Source organism: Paenibacillus sp. FSL R7-0026 (genome assembly GCF_038004485.1).
In the GTDB taxonomy this organism is placed as follows: domain Bacteria; phylum Bacillota; class Bacilli; order Paenibacillales; family Paenibacillaceae; genus Paenibacillus; species Paenibacillus xylanexedens_A.
Window position 1 is genome coordinate 4080525 of sequence record NZ_JBBORG010000001.1, and the last position, 16644, is coordinate 4097168.

Genomic DNA, 16644 nt, shown 5'->3' on the forward strand with positions numbered 1-16644 from the left:
ACTTTTAAACGATCCAAAACAAAATTAAAACTCGGCAAGTGTACGCATTGCTGCTTTGGCTTTGTCCTTGCTCAGCATGTAGAATTTCTCCAATGTTGGGCTAATTGGCATGGCCGGCACGTCAGGTCCACAGAGACGCTGAATCGGTGCATCCAGTTCAAACAGACATTCCTCACTAATAATAGCGGCAACTTCGGCACCTACACCACCCGTTTTGTTATCTTCGTGTACGATCAACACCTTGCCTGTCAGACGAGCGGAAGCAATAATCGCTTCACGATCCAACGGTTGCAACGTGCGCAAATCCAGAACGTGTGCTGTAATGCCTTCTTCACGTTCCAGCTCCTCAGCAGCCTGCATCACAAAATGCAGCGGCTGACTGTAACCGATCACCGTAATATCCGCACCCTCACGAAGTACGTTGGCTTTACCAATCGGAACGATGTAATCATCTTCAGGCACATCTTCCTTGATAAGTTTGTAGCATTTTTTATTTTCAAAAAAGAGTACCGGGTCCGGGTCGCGAATAGCGGCCTTGAGCAGTCCCTTAGCATCGTATGCCGAGTAGGGAGCTATAATTTTCAGACCAGGTGTACCAAAGAAAATCGATTCCGGACATTGGGAGTGATACAACCCACCGAAAATACCGCCACCAATCGGCGCGCGGATAACAATCGGACAGCTCCAGTCATTGTTGGAACGATAGCGAATTTTTGCCGCTTCACTAATGATCTGGTTGGTTGCCGGTAACATGAAGTCCGAATATTGCATCTCGGCAATCGGCTTCATGCCATACATCGCTGCACCAATGGCAACACCTGCAATAGCGGATTCAGACAATGGTGTGTCCATCACTCGCATTTCGCCAAACTGATCTTGCAGGCCTTTAGTTGTGGTAAACACACCACCTTTGAGACCTACGTCTTCACCAAGGATAAAAACATTCTCATCCCGTTCCATCTCTTCTTTCATCGCGAGACGGATTGCATCAATATATTCCATCACTGCCATACTTACCGTCCCCCTTCTTCGCTGTCCGCATAAACGTGCGTCAGAGTGTCCTCAGGTTTAGGATATGGCGCGTTGTCTGCATATTCAGTTGCTTCTTTCATTTCCATCGCAAGCTGGGAAGCCAGATCCGCATCCCGGGCTTCGTCCCAGATGCCACAATCGATCAAGTAGTTCTTCATGCGAGGAACGCCATCTTTCTTCCAGTTCTCCTCAACTTCCTCTTTGGTCCGGTAAGCCAGATCATTATCGGAGGTGGAATGAGGTGACAACCGATACATCATCGCTTCAATCAGTGTCGGGCCTTCCCCGGCTATAGCACGGCGACGTGCTTCCTTCACTGCAGCATATACTTCTAATGCATCGTTACCATCTACACGCAGTCCGGGGAACCCGTATCCTTGTGCTCGATCGGATATTTTGCCGCTCAACTGTTTGTGAATCGGTACCGAAATTGCATATTGATTGTTCTCACACATAATAATGACAGGCAATTTATGCACACCTGCAAAGTTGGCGCCCTCATGGAAGTCACCCTGATTGCTTGATCCTTCGCCAAAGGTAACAAAAGAAACAAATTCTTGCTTCTTCATTTTGGCAGCCAGTGCAAATCCAACAGCGTGCGGAACCTGTGTTGTAACCGGACTGGAACCCGTCACAATCCGCAGCTTTTTGTGACCGAAGTGACCCGGCATTTGCCGACCGCCACTATTCGGATCTTCTGCCTTCGCAAAAGCAGACAGCATCAACTCACGCGGAGTCATGCCTACCGCCAGTACAAAGCCGTAATCGCGGTAATAAGGTAAATAATAATCGTGATCCCGATCCAGACCAAAAGCAGCGCCTACTTGCGCAGCTTCCTGTCCTACACCGGATACGTGAAAGTTAATTTTGCCAGCCCGTTGCAAGAGCAAGCAACGCTCGTCAAACTTGCGCGCGAGCAGCATGTATTTGTACATATCCAATACTTCACCATCGCTAAGTCCCAGCTGTTGATGCCGGTGGACCGCGTCTGCAGTACCTTGTGAACTCATATGAGGTACCTCCTTTTAATCAGAGCCTGTGCCACTCTTACTACCCGATCTTATAACCTGGTACTAAGACTTGGCTTAACCTTATTATAATCCCTTTTACCCAAAAAAGGAAAGGACCTTTCTCATAAGCTTGTTTGGCTTACATTCCAATGGCCTTTCCATCGACCGCCAACATGGCTTCACCCATAATTTCTGACAGAGAAGGGTGCGGATGAATGGTTTGTCCGACTTCCCAAGGTGTGGCATCCAGCATCTGAGCCAGAGAGGCCTCAGCGATTAATTCCGTCACATGGGTGCCAATCATATGTACCCCCAATATATCATTCGTCTTGGCATCTGCGATCACCTTCACGAATCCATCCCGACTTCCGTGAATGAGTGATTTGCCAATAGCCGAAAATGGGAACTTCCCTGTTTTAATGTCATAGCCACGTTCTTTGGCTTCACGCTCGGTAAATCCGATGCTTGCTGCTTCCGGACGTGTGTACACACAGCGCGGGATACGGTGGGATTCTACGGCATGTACCTTTTCGCCCGCCAGATGATCGACAGCGAGAATGCCTTCATGACTTGCGGCATGTGCAAGCTGCAAACCGCCGATGCAGTCACCAATAGCGTAGATGTGACCTTCACCGGTCTGTAACTGTTTGTTCACAGCGATGAACCCACGCTCCAATTTAATATCTGTATTTTCAAGTCCGATATTTTCCACATTAGCTTGACGTCCAACCGATACGAGCATTTTCTCCGCTCTCAGCGTTTCCTGCTTATCTTCACCAAGCTGCACATCAATCTGGATGCCCTCTTGATCTGTGCTATATGTTTCCGTTAGAACAGTGGCACCTGTCAGGAAACGAACACCTCGTTTGCCGAGCAATCGCTGCATTTCTCTGGCAACATCCTCATCCTCGGCAGGCAACACGTGAGCAGCTGCTTCTACTACTGTGATGTCTACGCCAAAGTCATTCAGCATGGATGCCCACTCCAGTCCAATCACACCCCCACCGACAATGATGAGTGATGCAGGAAGTTCATCCATACGCAGTGCTTCGTCACTGCTCATAATAAACTTGCCGTCCGGTTCCAGGCCCGGCAGCACACGAGGACGCGAACCAGTGGCAATGATGAGATTGGTTGGTACAACCGTATCCATCTCGCCATCTTCGAACTCTACAGCGACTGCTCCGCTCTGCGGTGAGAAGATGGATGGTCCGATGACGCGACCTTTCGCGTGTACAACCTGGATTTTATTTTTTTTCATCAAATACTGAACGCCCTGATGGAGCTGTTCGACAATTGCATCCTTGCGTGCCTGTACTTTGGGAAATACAAGTGTAGCTCCAGCTGTCTCGATACCATACGTCTCGCTCTCCTGGATTTCGGCGTATACTTCCGCACTTTTCAGCAAAGCCTTACTCGGAATACAGCCACGATGCAGACAGGTACCGCCAAGCTTGTCCTTCTCAATGATAACGACCTGTTTTCCCAGCTGTGCAGCCCGGATCGCGGCTACATATCCACCGGTCCCTCCTCCAAGAATTGCAACATCACATGTAATTGGCATCTCTCATGCTCTCCTCTATGAATCAAATTTCAATATCATTTATGATGGCTTAAATCATGGTTTAGCTTATACCCTCTATATGCCATTGTACTCTCCTTGAGCGGTCAACTCAAAGTTTGAAGCAATCACACATGGACAGCCTATGCATTCCAAGCTATGATGGAATCAGGTATGATCTGTAAGCGTAACCTTTATTTAATGTCGACTTTGGCAGAAAGGGTATAATGCTCATGAATACAAGATTGGTCTTTGCCCGATTTTTGGCAATTGTTGTTCTGGTCATCCCCGGGTTAATGGCAATGAAGGGTTTTCTGATGATGAAAGATGCCCTGTTCCTATATTATGCCGAGCACGGGAACGAACTGATTTCACCAGGGTTCCAGTGGCTTTCCTTTGGCGGTGGACTTATCCTTTTTGCCGCAGGTATGAGTTTTCTGGGAGGCTGGATCCTGTTCCGTGACCGCAAGCGTAATTATGTAGGTCCCCGTTTCCGGTCCAAAAGTGTACCCGAAAAAGCAGAGACGCCCGGAAGGACTCCATGAGTCCGGGCTTTTTGTGTGTTTATACAACACACCGCCTACTTTTACATAGACAGGATGGATCATCATGGTATCATTTCTAATCACGTTACAACGATTGCTCAAAGGTATTTTCCATGCGTTCAAAGACCCCAAGTTTCTGGCTTTGTTTGCATTAACGGCAGCAACGTTGCTGTCAGGCACTTTGTTTTACACTCGTGTTGAAGGTCTGCACTGGATCGATGCGTTATACTTCTGTGCGGTTACCCTGACTACGGTGGGACATCCTGAGTTTGTACCATCCACCGGATTCAGCAAAGCCTTTACCGTAATCTACATGTTTGCAGGCATTGGTCTCACCTTTGCCATGATTGCCAGAATTACAGCAGGTATTCTATTCCCTCGCAAATTAAAGACAGAAGAGGACCCGGAGTAATCTCCGGGTCATTCGTATAAGGCATCCCGCAGTTTGGTAGACATACGTGATTCTTTGGAAGAAGACTTCAAGATCGTTCTACGCAAGGTAAGGTTACTTGCCTGCAGTCTCTCCGCTTCTGCGAACAGTTCTGCAAATAACGCCTGCGTCTCTTCATCTAGAGATCCCTGTTCTTTCAAGCTTTCATATCGCTCTTGAAGGGATGTTAATGCTTCACTCATACTAAACACCTCTTTTCACAACTCCTGTTAACTAGCTGCCGTAACCAATACCTTAACAATCCATATAGTAACACAAAGCTGTGCAGATTAGTTCTGGCTCTTTCCAAAGATTTTGTGGTACTCTGTAAAGGTCGCTTTTTTTGTTGAATCCCGTATGTGAGAGGAGTAGCAGCACCGTGCAAACAGGACGTATTACCGTAATTACTGGACCCATGTTCAGTGAAAAATCCGGTGAACTCATTCGCCGTTGTCAGAAATTAATACAATTTGGCCGTAAAAAGGTTGTGGCCTACAAACCAGCCGAGGATAATCGGTTTGCCCAGGACGAGATCGTGAGCCGGATTGGTTATCGACTCCCTGCCCATTCCATTCCCCGGCAATTAACCCCGGAATCCGTAGAAATGATCTTGAACCAAACCATAGATGCTGATGTTGTTGCATTTGATGAAGTACAATTTTTCAGCAGTGCCATTATGGAACTTGTCTCGGAGTTAGCGTATTGTGGCAAACATGTCATTGTGGACGGACTTAATATGGATTACCGTGGTAAGGAATTCGGATATGTCGGTGGTTTGCTTGCCATGGCAGACGACATTGAGAAACTCTCGGCTTTCTGTGCGGTATGTGGCAGCCCAGATGCAGCCTTTACGCAACGTATCGTCAATGGGGAGCCTGTTACCTTGGGTCCGGTTGTCATGATTGGCGATTCAGAAGCTTACGAGCCACGCTGTCGTTGCTGCTTCATTCCTCCTCACAAAGTTGAATGTTCATCATAATTCCTAAAAGATCGATCTTAGATATCTTCCAAAAAGGCCCCTTGGGGCTTTTTTTGTTATAGAGCAAACATTTGCACAAAAAAGCACCGCTTCGCAGCGATGCTTCCAGAGTCACTTCCCGCTAGTCACGGGAAACAAAATATTTGTTGGTCATGTAGTAAGCGTCACCACGCGACGTTTCCACCATTCCTTTTTTGGCATCCAAAAATACAATCTCTTTACACTTTGTACAGTACCATTTTGTGCGCTTGTATGGGGATTCCGTCACATAAGCCGTGCCACATTTACAATCAATCTTCATTAATAACTCGGTTGATTTATAAGCACTGGACAAGCGTTCCAGGTTATCCTGCTGCTGTGTAGGCATAATGGTCTGCTGATAATCCGATAAATGATTTTGAACCTTGAAGTCTGCTACCAATCCTGCATTCAATCCAAAAAACTCCTTGCCGATTTCGGTCACGAAGCGCTTCTCATTTCTGTAGCAATCCAGCCACTCAATAATCTGCTTATTAGACAGTGGAACCGTACCCTTGATACCGCTGTTTAAGGTGTAGGTCATGATGTATAAAGTATCGTCTTGTCTACCTGAGTACATTAGAATCCTCCTTCGAATACATTTGCTAATGTACTACAAAAACGCGCATAAATCAAAAAAATCTTATTTCCTGAGCGCATCTCTTCTTATTAAATGGGAAACATTCCACGTTCATCCGCCAAAGACTTACAAGAACTGCATACACCTGAAACATTTCCCTGTGGCGCCGCATAATGCACGACCGATTTAACGTTTTTCTTGCATATGGAACAGTAGTGCCTCCTTTCCTTTTTTGGGATATAGTCCGATAGCTTAACCACGTTTTTGTTCGGTCGGAATCGTTGTAAGAAACCCGGCCATTTCATCTCGCTTCACTCTTTCTTGTTCGTCTACTTCGTAGTCATTTTTTTGCTCTGGGCTAAAAATCATCTTGTCTTTTTTTATGTATACGATTCCAAGTTGTGCGTGCCTATCTCATAATCTATTCGACGTTTTGGGCGTTTTTCCTGTTTTTAATCTCTACACATATAAAAAAAACCGACAGAACCTGCTCTCCTTTTTTTTCGGAAGAACAGTATTTTAGTCGGTTCCAGCCTTATTTATAAAAAGTTCCCAGAACGTCCAGCTCTGATGAGCGCTCAATTCGAAATGGATAGATATAACCCTGATTCATTCGGGTAAATTTGCGGCTCCACAGATCCAGTCCCGATGTGAACTGATAGGCCTGATATATAAACTTGGAGCAGTAATTGCGCTCAATACTGCGCAGATTGGTCTGCAAACGGTAGAATTTTACCTGCTTGTAATGGTCATGTACCCACCCGGCTGCTTTCATTCCTGCCTCATTCAATCTGGAACGGAATACAATGAAGCGATCTCCTTCATAAAACCTCGTGAGATACCACTCTAATGAATCAGCAAATACAGGCCCATAAGGGTGCACATGATACACCTTGCCGTCGAGACCGATAATGCCCATATGCCCGGCGTAATACGTCGATTCTGAGCTTGGCGTGTACACAATATCCCCTGGCTCTAGCTTCATTTCGCCCAACACGTTAATAGGCAAGTCCTGGTGCAGCCGTTTGGCTGCTGAACGTTCACGCCGCCCTTCAACCAACAAGCGATGAAGCGCGCCAGCCAGTGCGAGATACATTTCAGACCATTTGATCTTTTTTTTATCAGATCGTTTGAACCACCGCTGGATGAAGGTGAAACCTCGTTGTGGCTGTGATCCCTTTTTCATACGCTGCACTCCACTCTGATCTAGTTATTGTATCTATATAAGTTGAATTAAAGTTTATTTACACTGGCAATACGATGACAGAACAATCTTCCAATCGCTGTTATCCCCAGATTTTTTCGATTCCCTTTTCCTAAGGGAAAATCCGGTGATAAAGGCGACCGCTTCGCTTTTTCAAATTTTTTCTGTCCTCTCCGTTATCGTGTAAATGATTATTTCAATTTATATAGTTGTTATTCCACAGTTTCTCAGGCTTATTATAGACATTTGGTGGTTCATGTTCAATTCGAAGCCTATTCTATCTTGTGCCATTATGCCTTCTTATTACCCATTTTATGCAAAAAAGATGACTTCGGAATGAACCCGAAGTCATCTTAATATAACCGATCGCAGACCTTTATTCTTCTACAACACCAAGGGCTTTATTTTTCTCCTTAAAGCGACTGTTATGGGAAGAAACATAAGCCACTTTCTCCGCTTCAGGGTCCATGTAAAGCTTCGCACTGTTTACCGCTAGGGCTGCATCCGTGAAAGTACCTGCAATCAGATACAGTTTGCTACCATAATCTACAAAATCACCTGCGGCAAAAACACCAGGAATATTGGTTTGTAATCTCTCCGTTGTAGTGACATGCCATTCGCCAAGATCAAGTCCCCAATCCCGGATTGGACCAAAGTCACTCTTCATGCCGTGGTTTACAATGACAGCATCGACTTCAAGCATTTCAGTTTCACCTGTGTCCACGTGTGAGATGGTCACCTGTTCAATCACATCACCACTCATACTATGCAGTGTCTCTACCGCATATGGTGTACGGACATCTACAGAGGATTCTCTCATACGCAGTACATTACGCTCCAACCCGCCAAAGCGGTCACGACGATGCACAACCGTAACTTGCTCTGCCAGAGCTTCCAGTTCATTCGCCCAGTCCACAGCAGAGTCGCCTCCACCCGAGATCAACACGCGTTTACCACGGAATGGCTCCAGTTCCTGCACAGTATAGTGCAGATTGCTAACCTCGTAACGGTCTGCACCTTCAAGCTCCAGCTTGGCCATTTTATATATACCATATCCAATTGCCATAATGACAGTACGTGTCCAGTGTTGTTCACCTGTTGCAGAAGTTAACAGAATTGTGCCATCAGGTTGACGCTCGAATCCTTCGATCTGTTGTTCAAATACGAGGGTTGGCTCAAAAGTTCTTGCCTGTTCTTCCAATTGTTTGATCAGATCTTCACACAGAATTGGTGTCACACCCCCGACATCCCAGATCATTTTCTCCGGATAAAAGAGCATGCGACCTCCCAATCTGTCACGTGCCTCAATCAACTTGGTCTTCATATCCCGCATGCCGCTATAAAAGGCAGAGTACATGCCCGCAGGGCCACCGCCGATAATGGTTACATCATAAAGTTCCAACTGCTGATTCATATTAAAAATACCTCCGTTAATTCGATCCAGAACATCGAGTATTTGATATCGATTCTCATTATCACTTAAATCCTAGTGTAATGGTAATCTTATCAAAATACAATGGCTAAAAAACAAACATTTCTTGTACAAAAATTCTACGAACACATCTGCTCTTTATTATTGCGCTCTTGGAGCCGCCAACAGCTTTTCAACGACAAAATCAAGTTGTTTATTAATTGAATAGATATCCGAATAATAGAAGAAATCGAAATCAATCTCAATCAGACGACCTTCCTTAATGGCAGGGATGCTGCTCCATATTGGATTATCCGTCAAGTTATCTGCCCCTTCATACACAGAGCGAAACACATAGTCTCCGATATATTCAGGAAGGACTTCCATGGAAATCGTGGAGCCTGCCGCGTCCGAAACCACGTCGATTTTTTTCTGTACGACTTCAGGTGCTTTCATTCCCAAGTACTCATATACCGCCTGAGATCCACGGCCAAATTGTTTGCTCTCTACAATAACCATACCTTTCAAACCACCCTCCACAATGGAGATTGTTTTGTCCAGTATGCCTGCATCTGCAAGAGTTTTTTTACTCTCTTCGACTTTGTTGTTGAGATTGGTGATTAACGTCTCGGCTTCCTGCTCTTTGCCAAAGATACTTGCTATATCATGAAGTCTCTCTTCTGTAGTCAATTTCTCATACGGAATATATACCGTAGGTGCAATATCTTTTAATAACGTATACGTCTCTTCTGAAGGAACAATGATCAGATCCGGATCAAGATCAATGACAGCTTCAGGATTCGGTTCAAACCAGGTACCCAATGCGTTTACACCTTCTAGCTCACCCTTGTATGCAGCCCCGTCATATACATCTGAGGTAGCGATTGGCTTAACTCCAAGTGCGACAACATCCCCCTGGAGATACAATACAACAACCCGTTTTGGATTCGCTGGAACAACTACGTCACCCTTAACCGTTGAGACCGTGCGTGTTTCATTGTCTTTGTTCGTCTGGCTTCCTGTGTCGGATGATACTGCCGTACTGCTGTTATTGGAACTGGCACCCGTTCCTTCGCCAGCTGCTGGTGTTGTTGCTGTACCTGAAGAGCAGGCTGCGAGGAGCATCGTTATGCTCAATAATGCAACCATAATCATACTGGAACTTGTTTTTCTTCTTTTCATTGGTGTAGACCCTCCGTTTATATATTGATAATGATTCTCATAATCAATATATCCCGACTTCCATCTTCGGCCAATGGACGATTCAGAGATTACCAATGGACGATCCTCTGCTCTCTCTTCTTCTCTTATCTTTCGTTGATACTGAATCGGAGAGATTCCCACATGTTTTTTGAAGATACGACTAAAATAATACACATCCGAATAACCCACTTCTGCTGCAATTTCACTCAGCGTTGCATCAGATCGTACAAGCAGATTCCGAGCTTTGGCGATTCGGGTCTGAATTAAATAATCAATGGGACTGTGACCCGTCTGTCGTTTGAATTGCATGGATAAATGTCGGGAGCTGTAGTTGAACTGTTCAGCCAGGAAATCAAGCGTGACCTGTTCCCTATAATGATTCTGGATATAACGAAGTGTTTGTTTCACCGGGTCAGCAAGCTCTGTTTTGATCTCCTGCTCTGCCAATTGAACCATCATTTCATGAATGAACTGGTAAAATAAACTTTTTGTATGAAGCAGATCCAGACTGCCAGATTGAATCCATGCACCCTCAAGCTCATCAAGATAACGTAATAACCCCAGCGGACTACTCGGTGCAAATCCATATTGCAAAGAGAACGGTGCAACTTCCGGCTGTGCCAATAACCACTTTTTGCGATAACTAGGAAAGGCAAGGAATGCTCTGTAATAGAGCAGAATATATTCGAAATCTTCGTAGGTTTGGATATCCAGTGAAGATCCTTTGGCTCCATGAAGCATGTAGAACCGCTCTGCCTTGTATGTTTGCCCATCCAACTGAAGCACAGCCGATCCTCGAATCGTATATATAAAACCATTTGCCGGAAGTGTGTAGGAACTCAGTTGTGCCCCTGCCTCCATAACGATTCGGCGTATATCCAGAACCTTAACAGCGGCATGATTCCAGCATTTCATCTGTTCATCTAATTGCATTGAATACTCTCCAATCCCAGCCTCACCCGGAACAAAGGCCTTACAAGGTCATCATTCTGCCACACATCCGATAACATATGCGTAGCAGAGGTTCACTAATGTACCTTTATTATAGATGATAATAATTTTCATTATCAACTGAAATTTAGAGTGGAATTGGATTTCATTTCATCCTTCACTTGTTACACTTATTTTTTTTCAGAGATCTTCGTAAACCACGCGGCCAATTCCTCTGTTTGATCCAATGTTGCAATCGGGTCAAAGTACCATGAACGATCCGGGCTCCAGATAAACACACGATCATTTTTAACCGCATCCAGTGAACTCCAGACCGGTTTCGATTTCAACTCTTCCAGGGTCAGATTATCTGCTGTTAGAATGATGTAGTCTCCGGCGAACTCAGGAATCGCTTCCGATGAAACTTCAACCAGTTGATCCTTCATTAAAATCTCTTTTTTATCTGCAGGAGGATTCAAACCAAGCGCGCTGTAGACTGCCTGACCTCCCCGACCAAAATTATCACCAAAGGCCAACGGTGCTTTATCATAGAACTGCATGACCGACACCTCGGCCTGCGGATCAATTGCCTCACCAACACGTTTCTTGGCATCTGCAATTCTTGCATCATAATCGGTTAACCATGCCTCGGATTCTTTTTCTTTATTTAGCACTTCACCGAAATAGGCAATTTCTTCGTGGGTGTTTTTCAGTTCGCCATAAGGTACAACCAAGGTAGGTGCAATTTTGCTAAAGGAATCAAATAAATCAGGATTACCTGTCACAATGAGATCCGGTTCAAGTTCCAACACCTTTTCTAGAGAGATGGTTTCATATTCACCAATATTCTGCACGCCCTCAAGTGATTTGATAAAATAAGGATTTTTCAGGTTCATCTCGGGTGTACCCACAGGTTTAATCCCCAGGGCGATCAGACTTCCCAGATACAAGTCAACCACAATCCGTTTAGGTTCAGCCGGGATTGTAATATCTCCCTTCACCGTTGAGATTATACGTGGTTCAGATGACTTGCTTTGATTCTCCGCCGTTACTGTCTTCGTGGAACTTGACGTACTATTGCTTCCGGATGCATCCCCGCTTGAATTACTGGCAACACCTGTTGAGCAGGCACTTAGCAGTAACGTAAGACTTAGTAAAATGCTAAGCAACATTCCAGTTCTTGTCTGTCTGTTCATATTTATTGACCCTCCATGCTTATATTGATAATGATTATCACCATCAGTATAAACATACCTTCCACTTCCACCTCTGAAAATGTCATTTCGCGCCACACCTGATGTCAGATCAGGCCAATTTAGAGCTGCTGAGGTCTTTTCTTTAAATTGCAGAGGAGAAAGACCTGTATGTTTCTTGAACATACGCCCCAAATAATATCCATCCGGATAACCGATTCCTACAGCGATCTCATCCAACGTGGCGTCCGTTTGCAGCAACATCTCTTTGGCTTTGAACAAACGAAACTGAATCAGATAATCGATGGGACTGGTTCCAGTCGACTGCTTGAACTTGCGTGACAAACTTCTTGGGCTGGTGCCAATCATTTCTGCCAAAACATGAAGTGTAAGTGGCTGGGTGTACGAAGACTCTACAATTTCAATGACTTTGCTGACCTGATCCATAATACTTGGATAACGATTGGATATACGAGGAATCTGTGATGAGATCTGCTCCACAAATGCATAGAACAAACTCTTGGCCTGAAAGTGCTGAATAGGGTTCTTTTGATCCCACAAAAAGTGCATCTGTTTCAATTGCTCATATAGAATGGTTGGCATATCGGGAGTAAAGCCATAGTTCATTTGGAACGGATTGATACGCTCCATTAACCTTCCCAGATCGTTTCTCCCTCCACTAGGCAGGTTTGCTTTGTACATCAAGTAATATAGGCGCAATCCGGATTCGCCTGCTTGAATCACCAACTTACTCCCTTTTCCCCCATGGATAATATAAAAGCGACTCACTTCATATGTTTGATTGTCAATCGTCACTCCAGCATCACCTTGAATGGTGAGTACAAAGGTACTTGTCGGAAATTTGTATTTCATCTCTTCATATGCCTCTAATTCCATGTAACGGATATCTGTTATACTCACCGCAGCATAGTTCCAGAGGATATAATAATCATTCCACATTTTGCTAACCCATCTCCGTCTACATAGATTGTGTCTGAACTTCCACTCACTTATTGATAACCATTATCAATTATTATGATGAAGTACGCAATACAACCGATCTCAATGAATCCATTCAGAAGAAAAAAGAGCTATTCAAATCCTTCTCTTAACATCCGATATATGTAAATAGAACCATGATAAAGCGGAGAAGGAGAACAGAGGATATGAATTCAATCTCATCTGCAACCAAAAGCAGTTTCACTCCCGGGAATCAAGTCTCCAATCGGGATAAAGAAATTCAGGGACTCATGCAGCAGAAGATCCGGCTCAATGAAGAAATGCAAGGTGTAAAAACCAATGACGAGTTGGATACCAAAACCAAAGCTCAGCGAATTAAATCCCTAACAAGCTCCATTTCCCAGATCGACAGCCAGATTGCCCAAATTAAAGCTGAAGAATTGCAAGAAAAGAACAAATTAAGACAGCCCGAAAAGGCTCAACAGCAACAACCCAAACCAACCGACGAGGCACAAGCCCCTTCACTCGATCACCTGATCAAGCATAGTCAGACTTATGATCAATTGGGTAAGCTGGTCGGTTTGCGTGATCGCATGCAGGGCTCCATTCAGACCACCGAAGGAGAAACCCGCTTTGACCGACTTGTTCTGGAGATAAATCCTCCCGCAAATGATCTCGATCTTGGCAAATCAATGATGCTGGAAAATTCAGAACGCACCGTCTTTCAGGCAAAGCGAGAGACCGTCCAGGACATCAACTCCCAGTTAAATAAGGTCAATCAGAAGATTGGGGAACTGGTGGAAGAGATCCATCAGCCCACACCTAAAAATGGAGTACAACCACCTATCTCTGCAACATCTGGAGAAGAAGATCAGGAAGTAAACGAAGGAAAGAAAACGGGAAGTAAGGAGCACCCATCAGATGGCGGAACCACAGATCAGGAATCAGGAAATGGTCCGCAAACTACGGCTTCTACATCTCCTGCTGCTTCATATCCATCCGTCGATATTCGAATCTGAGTACGCATTGATCAAACATACTTATATGTATACATAATGGGTTTAAAGATTAAAGTGGCTCGTTTGCTACACAACCTTTGACTCGCATCCAATGATAGAACCGCTATTACAGGTGACTAACTCCTGATAAGTAGCGGTTTTTCTGTATTTTAACGTTATGGGTATAGAGGCGAAGCCTCAGCTTCCGAAGAAGCTTTCTTACAGAAAGCTTTTAGACAAACATCTTCAGGTCCTCTCTGTCCTCTACGTTCTCGAAATTTTATTTCTAGCACGGAGTAGTGGCGGTATCATTTGCACAGATGATACTTCCAGCAATCGCTTTACAACCTTTTTTGATGCGTGTGGCCTCATCAATTATCTGATCTATGTTTTCATATTTTCGCTTGCTATTGGTTACAACGGCGATGGATACCGACACAAGAGGAATGGGCCGATTTAGCCCGGAACGTCCTTCCCCCAGAACATATTGATGATGCCAATCATGTTCGTTGTAAAACGTCCTTTTCATTTCCTCAAAACCTGAGATGACTTCCTCACTAATATATTTGTAATCATGGTGATTCAGGATTGTAATAAAATCATCACCACCGATATGTCCAAGAAAGGCTTCAGGGGGAACAAATAGCTTGCGAAGCAAGTTAGCTGTCGCCTGAATAAGCTGATCCCCCATTTTGAAGCCGTAGCTATCATTGTAGGATTTGAATTGATCGAGATCAACGTACAGTACGCTAAATTGGTCAATCTGAAGAGCCTGAGACAGCCTTTCATCTATAATATGATTACCAGGAAGACCAGTCAGCGGGTTCATAAAAATCGCCATTTCAGCCCGTACATCAGCAACAGCGAGTAGCAAACGCCGAATACTCACAGCGCCAAAGAAACTTTCTCCTGACGTGACCAACACAAGATCATATATTTCCCCTTCATCTCGGTCCATGGCAAGAACACTGACATCTGTAATCTGTTCCGAATAATCCACAACTAGTGCCTGCGTGTTCATTACCAGTTCTACAGGACGTCCCATGTACAGATTATAGCCATACTGGGTACCAATCTGCTGAAAGAATCGGGGCCGCATCATTAATGACACACCCTTCTCCCCCATAACAGCTATACCTTCCAGACTAGGATTGGACTTGAAAAGATGATAGACGATATCACATTTTGTATCAGATTGTACTACAGGAATTGGTTCAGCAATCTCCCCTATTTGCGTAAACATACTATTCTACTCCTCTGTTCGTAGCATCTATCCGGACTTTTCAAATATATATGTAGGTCTTTGTCAATGGTCACATCGTACCACTTTCTACTTGAAAAAGCGTTAACTTAAAGTAAAAGTTTATGAAATATTTCCTTTATCTGAACTTTGCTATAGGGAGCTTACTTTAATACTTGATCTCAAAATTCAGAAACAATCATGCAATACTAAATTTCATCATCATGTTCTATGTTATTTCTTTATACAAAAATACCGTCATTTACTGGATATCTTTAATCCAATAAATGACGGTATTCGTTGGCATAATTCACAGAAGTTTATCGGCATGAAATGAACGAATTCAGATATAAACCGCCAAAAATCCATTTGACTAGAATCTAATCTGAATCCAAACTATACTTGCCAGCTCACTACTCCTGACCCTTTCAGCTTACCTTATGCTCAATTCTCAGCTTGTCAGCAACCATCGCGATGAATTCCGAATTTGTCGGCTTCGACTTGCTGATGTTGATTGTATAACCAAACAAGTGGCTGATGCTGTCGATGTTACCACGAGTCCATGCCACTTCAATGGCATGACGGATGGCACGTTCGACGCGGGACGGCGTGGTTTTGAATTTTTCGGCAATCGCCGGATACAGTGTTTTGGTGATGGCTCCCAAAATTTCGATATTGTTATACACCATCGTAATGGCTTCCCGCAAATACTGATATCCTTTAATATGCGCAGGAACACCGATTTCATGTATGATGGACGTAATGCTTGCATCGAGATTTTTGTGTTTGCCCATTGGCACAACATTGGATTTCATGAACATGGATGATCCGTTGCTCGTGGACATCGCGGTCTGTGTTCCCACCAGTTGACGCACACGATTCGCAAGCACTTCCATGTCAAACGGCTTGAGAATATAATAAGAAGCTCCGAGTTGCACGGCACGCTGTGTGATATTCTCTTGTCCGAATGCCGTAAGCATAATGACTTTAGGCTGTGGAGACAGGTTCAGGTTGCGCAAGCGCTCAAGCACACCCAGACCGTCCAGATGCGGCATGATAATATCCAGAATCAATACATCCGGCACATCCCGAGTTTGCTCCAGCAATTGCAGTACTTCTTCTCCATTGTATGCAATACCGGTTACTTCCATATCTTCCTGCTCAGATATATATTCGGCAAGCAAATTCGTAAATTCACGATTATCATCGGCCAGCAATACCTCAATTTTTTGCAAAACGGTATCCTCCTTTAAATTAAACATCGTTTCGTACATTTCCTTACAGGTTAAATTTTCGACACAGCAAGTTAAATTCCTCCTGTCGAAAATTATTTTTCTTTATTTTTTTTTC

Annotated in this window: 15 protein-coding genes; 4 read left to right on the top strand and 11 right to left on the bottom strand. The window is 44.3% G+C overall.

What is annotated here, in order from left to right; all coding sequences use genetic code 11:
- Positions 1-24 precede the first annotated feature (24 nt).
- The 3 genes from MKY44_RS18010 to lpdA form a co-directional block, all read right to left on the bottom strand.
- On the bottom strand, positions 25-1011 hold the full coding sequence (locus MKY44_RS18010) for an alpha-ketoacid dehydrogenase subunit beta (RefSeq protein ID WP_017687621.1): 987 nt from the start codon (positions 1009-1011) through the stop codon (positions 25-27).
- 2 nt (positions 1012-1013) lie between these two features.
- Positions 1014-2042 carry a thiamine pyrophosphate-dependent dehydrogenase E1 component subunit alpha gene (locus MKY44_RS18015; protein ID WP_036607878.1) on the bottom strand — a complete coding sequence of 343 codons (1029 nt, stop codon included), beginning with the start codon at positions 2040-2042 and terminating at the stop codon, positions 1014-1016.
- A 139-nt stretch (positions 2043-2181) separates the two neighbouring features.
- Complete coding sequence (gene lpdA / locus MKY44_RS18020) at positions 2182-3606, bottom strand: dihydrolipoyl dehydrogenase (protein WP_341008062.1); 1425 nt, start codon at positions 3604-3606, stop codon at positions 2182-2184.
- A 224-nt stretch (positions 3607-3830) separates the two neighbouring features.
- Here lpdA and MKY44_RS18025 point away from each other — a divergent pair, with 224 nt between their 5' ends.
- Positions 3831-4148 carry a DUF2627 domain-containing protein gene (locus MKY44_RS18025; RefSeq protein ID WP_341008063.1) on the top strand — a complete coding sequence of 106 codons (318 nt, stop codon included), beginning with the start codon at positions 3831-3833 and terminating at the stop codon, positions 4146-4148.
- A gap of 64 nt (positions 4149-4212) precedes the next feature.
- Positions 4213-4560, top strand: coding sequence for a potassium channel family protein (locus MKY44_RS18030; protein WP_192133999.1), 348 nt, complete (start codon positions 4213-4215; stop codon positions 4558-4560).
- Between the two features lie 8 nt (positions 4561-4568).
- Here the strand turns inward: MKY44_RS18030 and MKY44_RS18035 are convergent, their stop codons facing one another.
- The gene (locus tag MKY44_RS18035; RefSeq protein ID WP_340017841.1) at positions 4569-4781 is read right to left on the bottom strand and encodes a hypothetical protein; all 213 of its coding nucleotides are present in this window, start codon (positions 4779-4781) and stop codon (positions 4569-4571) included.
- Between the two features lie 176 nt (positions 4782-4957).
- On the opposite strand from MKY44_RS18035, the gene MKY44_RS18040 reads away from it, so the two are divergent.
- Entirely contained in the window at positions 4958-5557 is a 600-nt protein-coding gene (locus tag MKY44_RS18040; RefSeq protein ID WP_017687615.1) for a thymidine kinase, read from the top strand.
- A gap of 121 nt (positions 5558-5678) precedes the next feature.
- On the opposite strand, the gene MKY44_RS18045 is transcribed toward MKY44_RS18040, so the two are convergent.
- The 5 genes from MKY44_RS18045 to MKY44_RS18065 all read right to left on the bottom strand — a co-directional run bounded on the left by MKY44_RS18045 (position 5679) and on the right by MKY44_RS18065 (position 13056).
- A complete protein-coding gene (locus MKY44_RS18045) occupies positions 5679-6155 on the bottom strand; it encodes a hypothetical protein (protein ID WP_017687614.1) in 477 nt (158 codons plus the stop codon).
- Positions 6156-6690: 535 nt separating this feature from the next.
- Positions 6691-7341: a hypothetical protein gene (locus MKY44_RS18050; RefSeq protein WP_036672336.1), complete on the bottom strand. Its 651-nt coding sequence runs from the start codon at positions 7339-7341 to the stop codon at positions 6691-6693.
- Between the two features lie 394 nt (positions 7342-7735).
- Entirely contained in the window at positions 7736-8773 is a 1038-nt protein-coding gene (locus tag MKY44_RS18055; protein ID WP_253438770.1) for an NAD(P)/FAD-dependent oxidoreductase, read from the bottom strand.
- A gap of 159 nt (positions 8774-8932) precedes the next feature.
- Positions 8933-10906: an AraC family transcriptional regulator gene (locus tag MKY44_RS18060; protein WP_341008064.1), complete on the bottom strand. Its 1974-nt coding sequence runs from the start codon at positions 10904-10906 to the stop codon at positions 8933-8935.
- A 188-nt stretch (positions 10907-11094) separates the two neighbouring features.
- Entirely contained in the window at positions 11095-13056 is a 1962-nt protein-coding gene (locus tag MKY44_RS18065; protein WP_341008065.1) for an AraC family transcriptional regulator, read from the bottom strand.
- Between the two features lie 206 nt (positions 13057-13262).
- Between MKY44_RS18065 and MKY44_RS18070 the strand changes: the two genes are divergently transcribed.
- The gene (locus MKY44_RS18070; protein ID WP_341008066.1) at positions 13263-14075 is read left to right on the top strand and encodes a hypothetical protein; all 813 of its coding nucleotides are present in this window, start codon (positions 13263-13265) and stop codon (positions 14073-14075) included.
- Positions 14076-14340: 265 nt separating this feature from the next.
- On the opposite strand, the gene MKY44_RS18075 is transcribed toward MKY44_RS18070, so the two are convergent.
- Both MKY44_RS18075 and spo0A read right to left on the bottom strand, forming a co-directional pair.
- Positions 14341-15297, bottom strand: a complete 957-nt coding sequence (locus MKY44_RS18075; protein ID WP_341008067.1) for a GGDEF domain-containing protein — start codon at positions 15295-15297, stop codon at positions 14341-14343.
- 425 nt (positions 15298-15722) lie between these two features.
- The gene (gene spo0A, locus MKY44_RS18080) at positions 15723-16529 is read right to left on the bottom strand and encodes a sporulation transcription factor Spo0A (RefSeq protein WP_091018123.1); all 807 of its coding nucleotides are present in this window, start codon (positions 16527-16529) and stop codon (positions 15723-15725) included.
- Between the last annotated feature and the right edge of the window lie 115 nt (positions 16530-16644).

Coding starts and splice junctions, on each gene's coding strand:
- lpdA (WP_341008062.1), bottom strand. CDS start 3,606: ATGCCAATTACATGTGATGTTGCAATTCTTGGAGGAGGGACCGGTGGA.
- MKY44_RS18030 (WP_192133999.1), top strand. CDS start 4,213: ATGGTATCATTTCTAATCACGTTACAACGATTGCTCAAAGGTATTTTC.
- MKY44_RS18045 (WP_017687614.1), bottom strand. CDS start 6,155: ATGTACTCAGGTAGACAAGACGATACTTTATACATCATGACCTACACC.
- MKY44_RS18050 (WP_036672336.1), bottom strand. CDS start 7,341: ATGAAAAAGGGATCACAGCCACAACGAGGTTTCACCTTCATCCAGCGG.
- MKY44_RS18035 (WP_340017841.1), bottom strand. CDS start 4,781: ATGAGTGAAGCATTAACATCCCTTCAAGAGCGATATGAAAGCTTGAAA.
- MKY44_RS18025 (WP_341008063.1), top strand. CDS start 3,831: ATGCTCATGAATACAAGATTGGTCTTTGCCCGATTTTTGGCAATTGTT.
- MKY44_RS18015 (WP_036607878.1), bottom strand. CDS start 2,042: ATGAGTTCACAAGGTACTGCAGACGCGGTCCACCGGCATCAACAGCTG.
- MKY44_RS18075 (WP_341008067.1), bottom strand. CDS start 15,297: ATGTTTACGCAAATAGGGGAGATTGCTGAACCAATTCCTGTAGTACAA.
- MKY44_RS18065 (WP_341008065.1), bottom strand. CDS start 13,056: ATGTGGAATGATTATTATATCCTCTGGAACTATGCTGCGGTGAGTATA.
- MKY44_RS18060 (WP_341008064.1), bottom strand. CDS start 10,906: ATGCAATTAGATGAACAGATGAAATGCTGGAATCATGCCGCTGTTAAG.
- MKY44_RS18070 (WP_341008066.1), top strand. CDS start 13,263: ATGAATTCAATCTCATCTGCAACCAAAAGCAGTTTCACTCCCGGGAAT.
- MKY44_RS18055 (WP_253438770.1), bottom strand. CDS start 8,773: ATGAATCAGCAGTTGGAACTTTATGATGTAACCATTATCGGCGGTGGC.
- MKY44_RS18010 (WP_017687621.1), bottom strand. CDS start 1,011: ATGGCAGTGATGGAATATATTGATGCAATCCGTCTCGCGATGAAAGAA.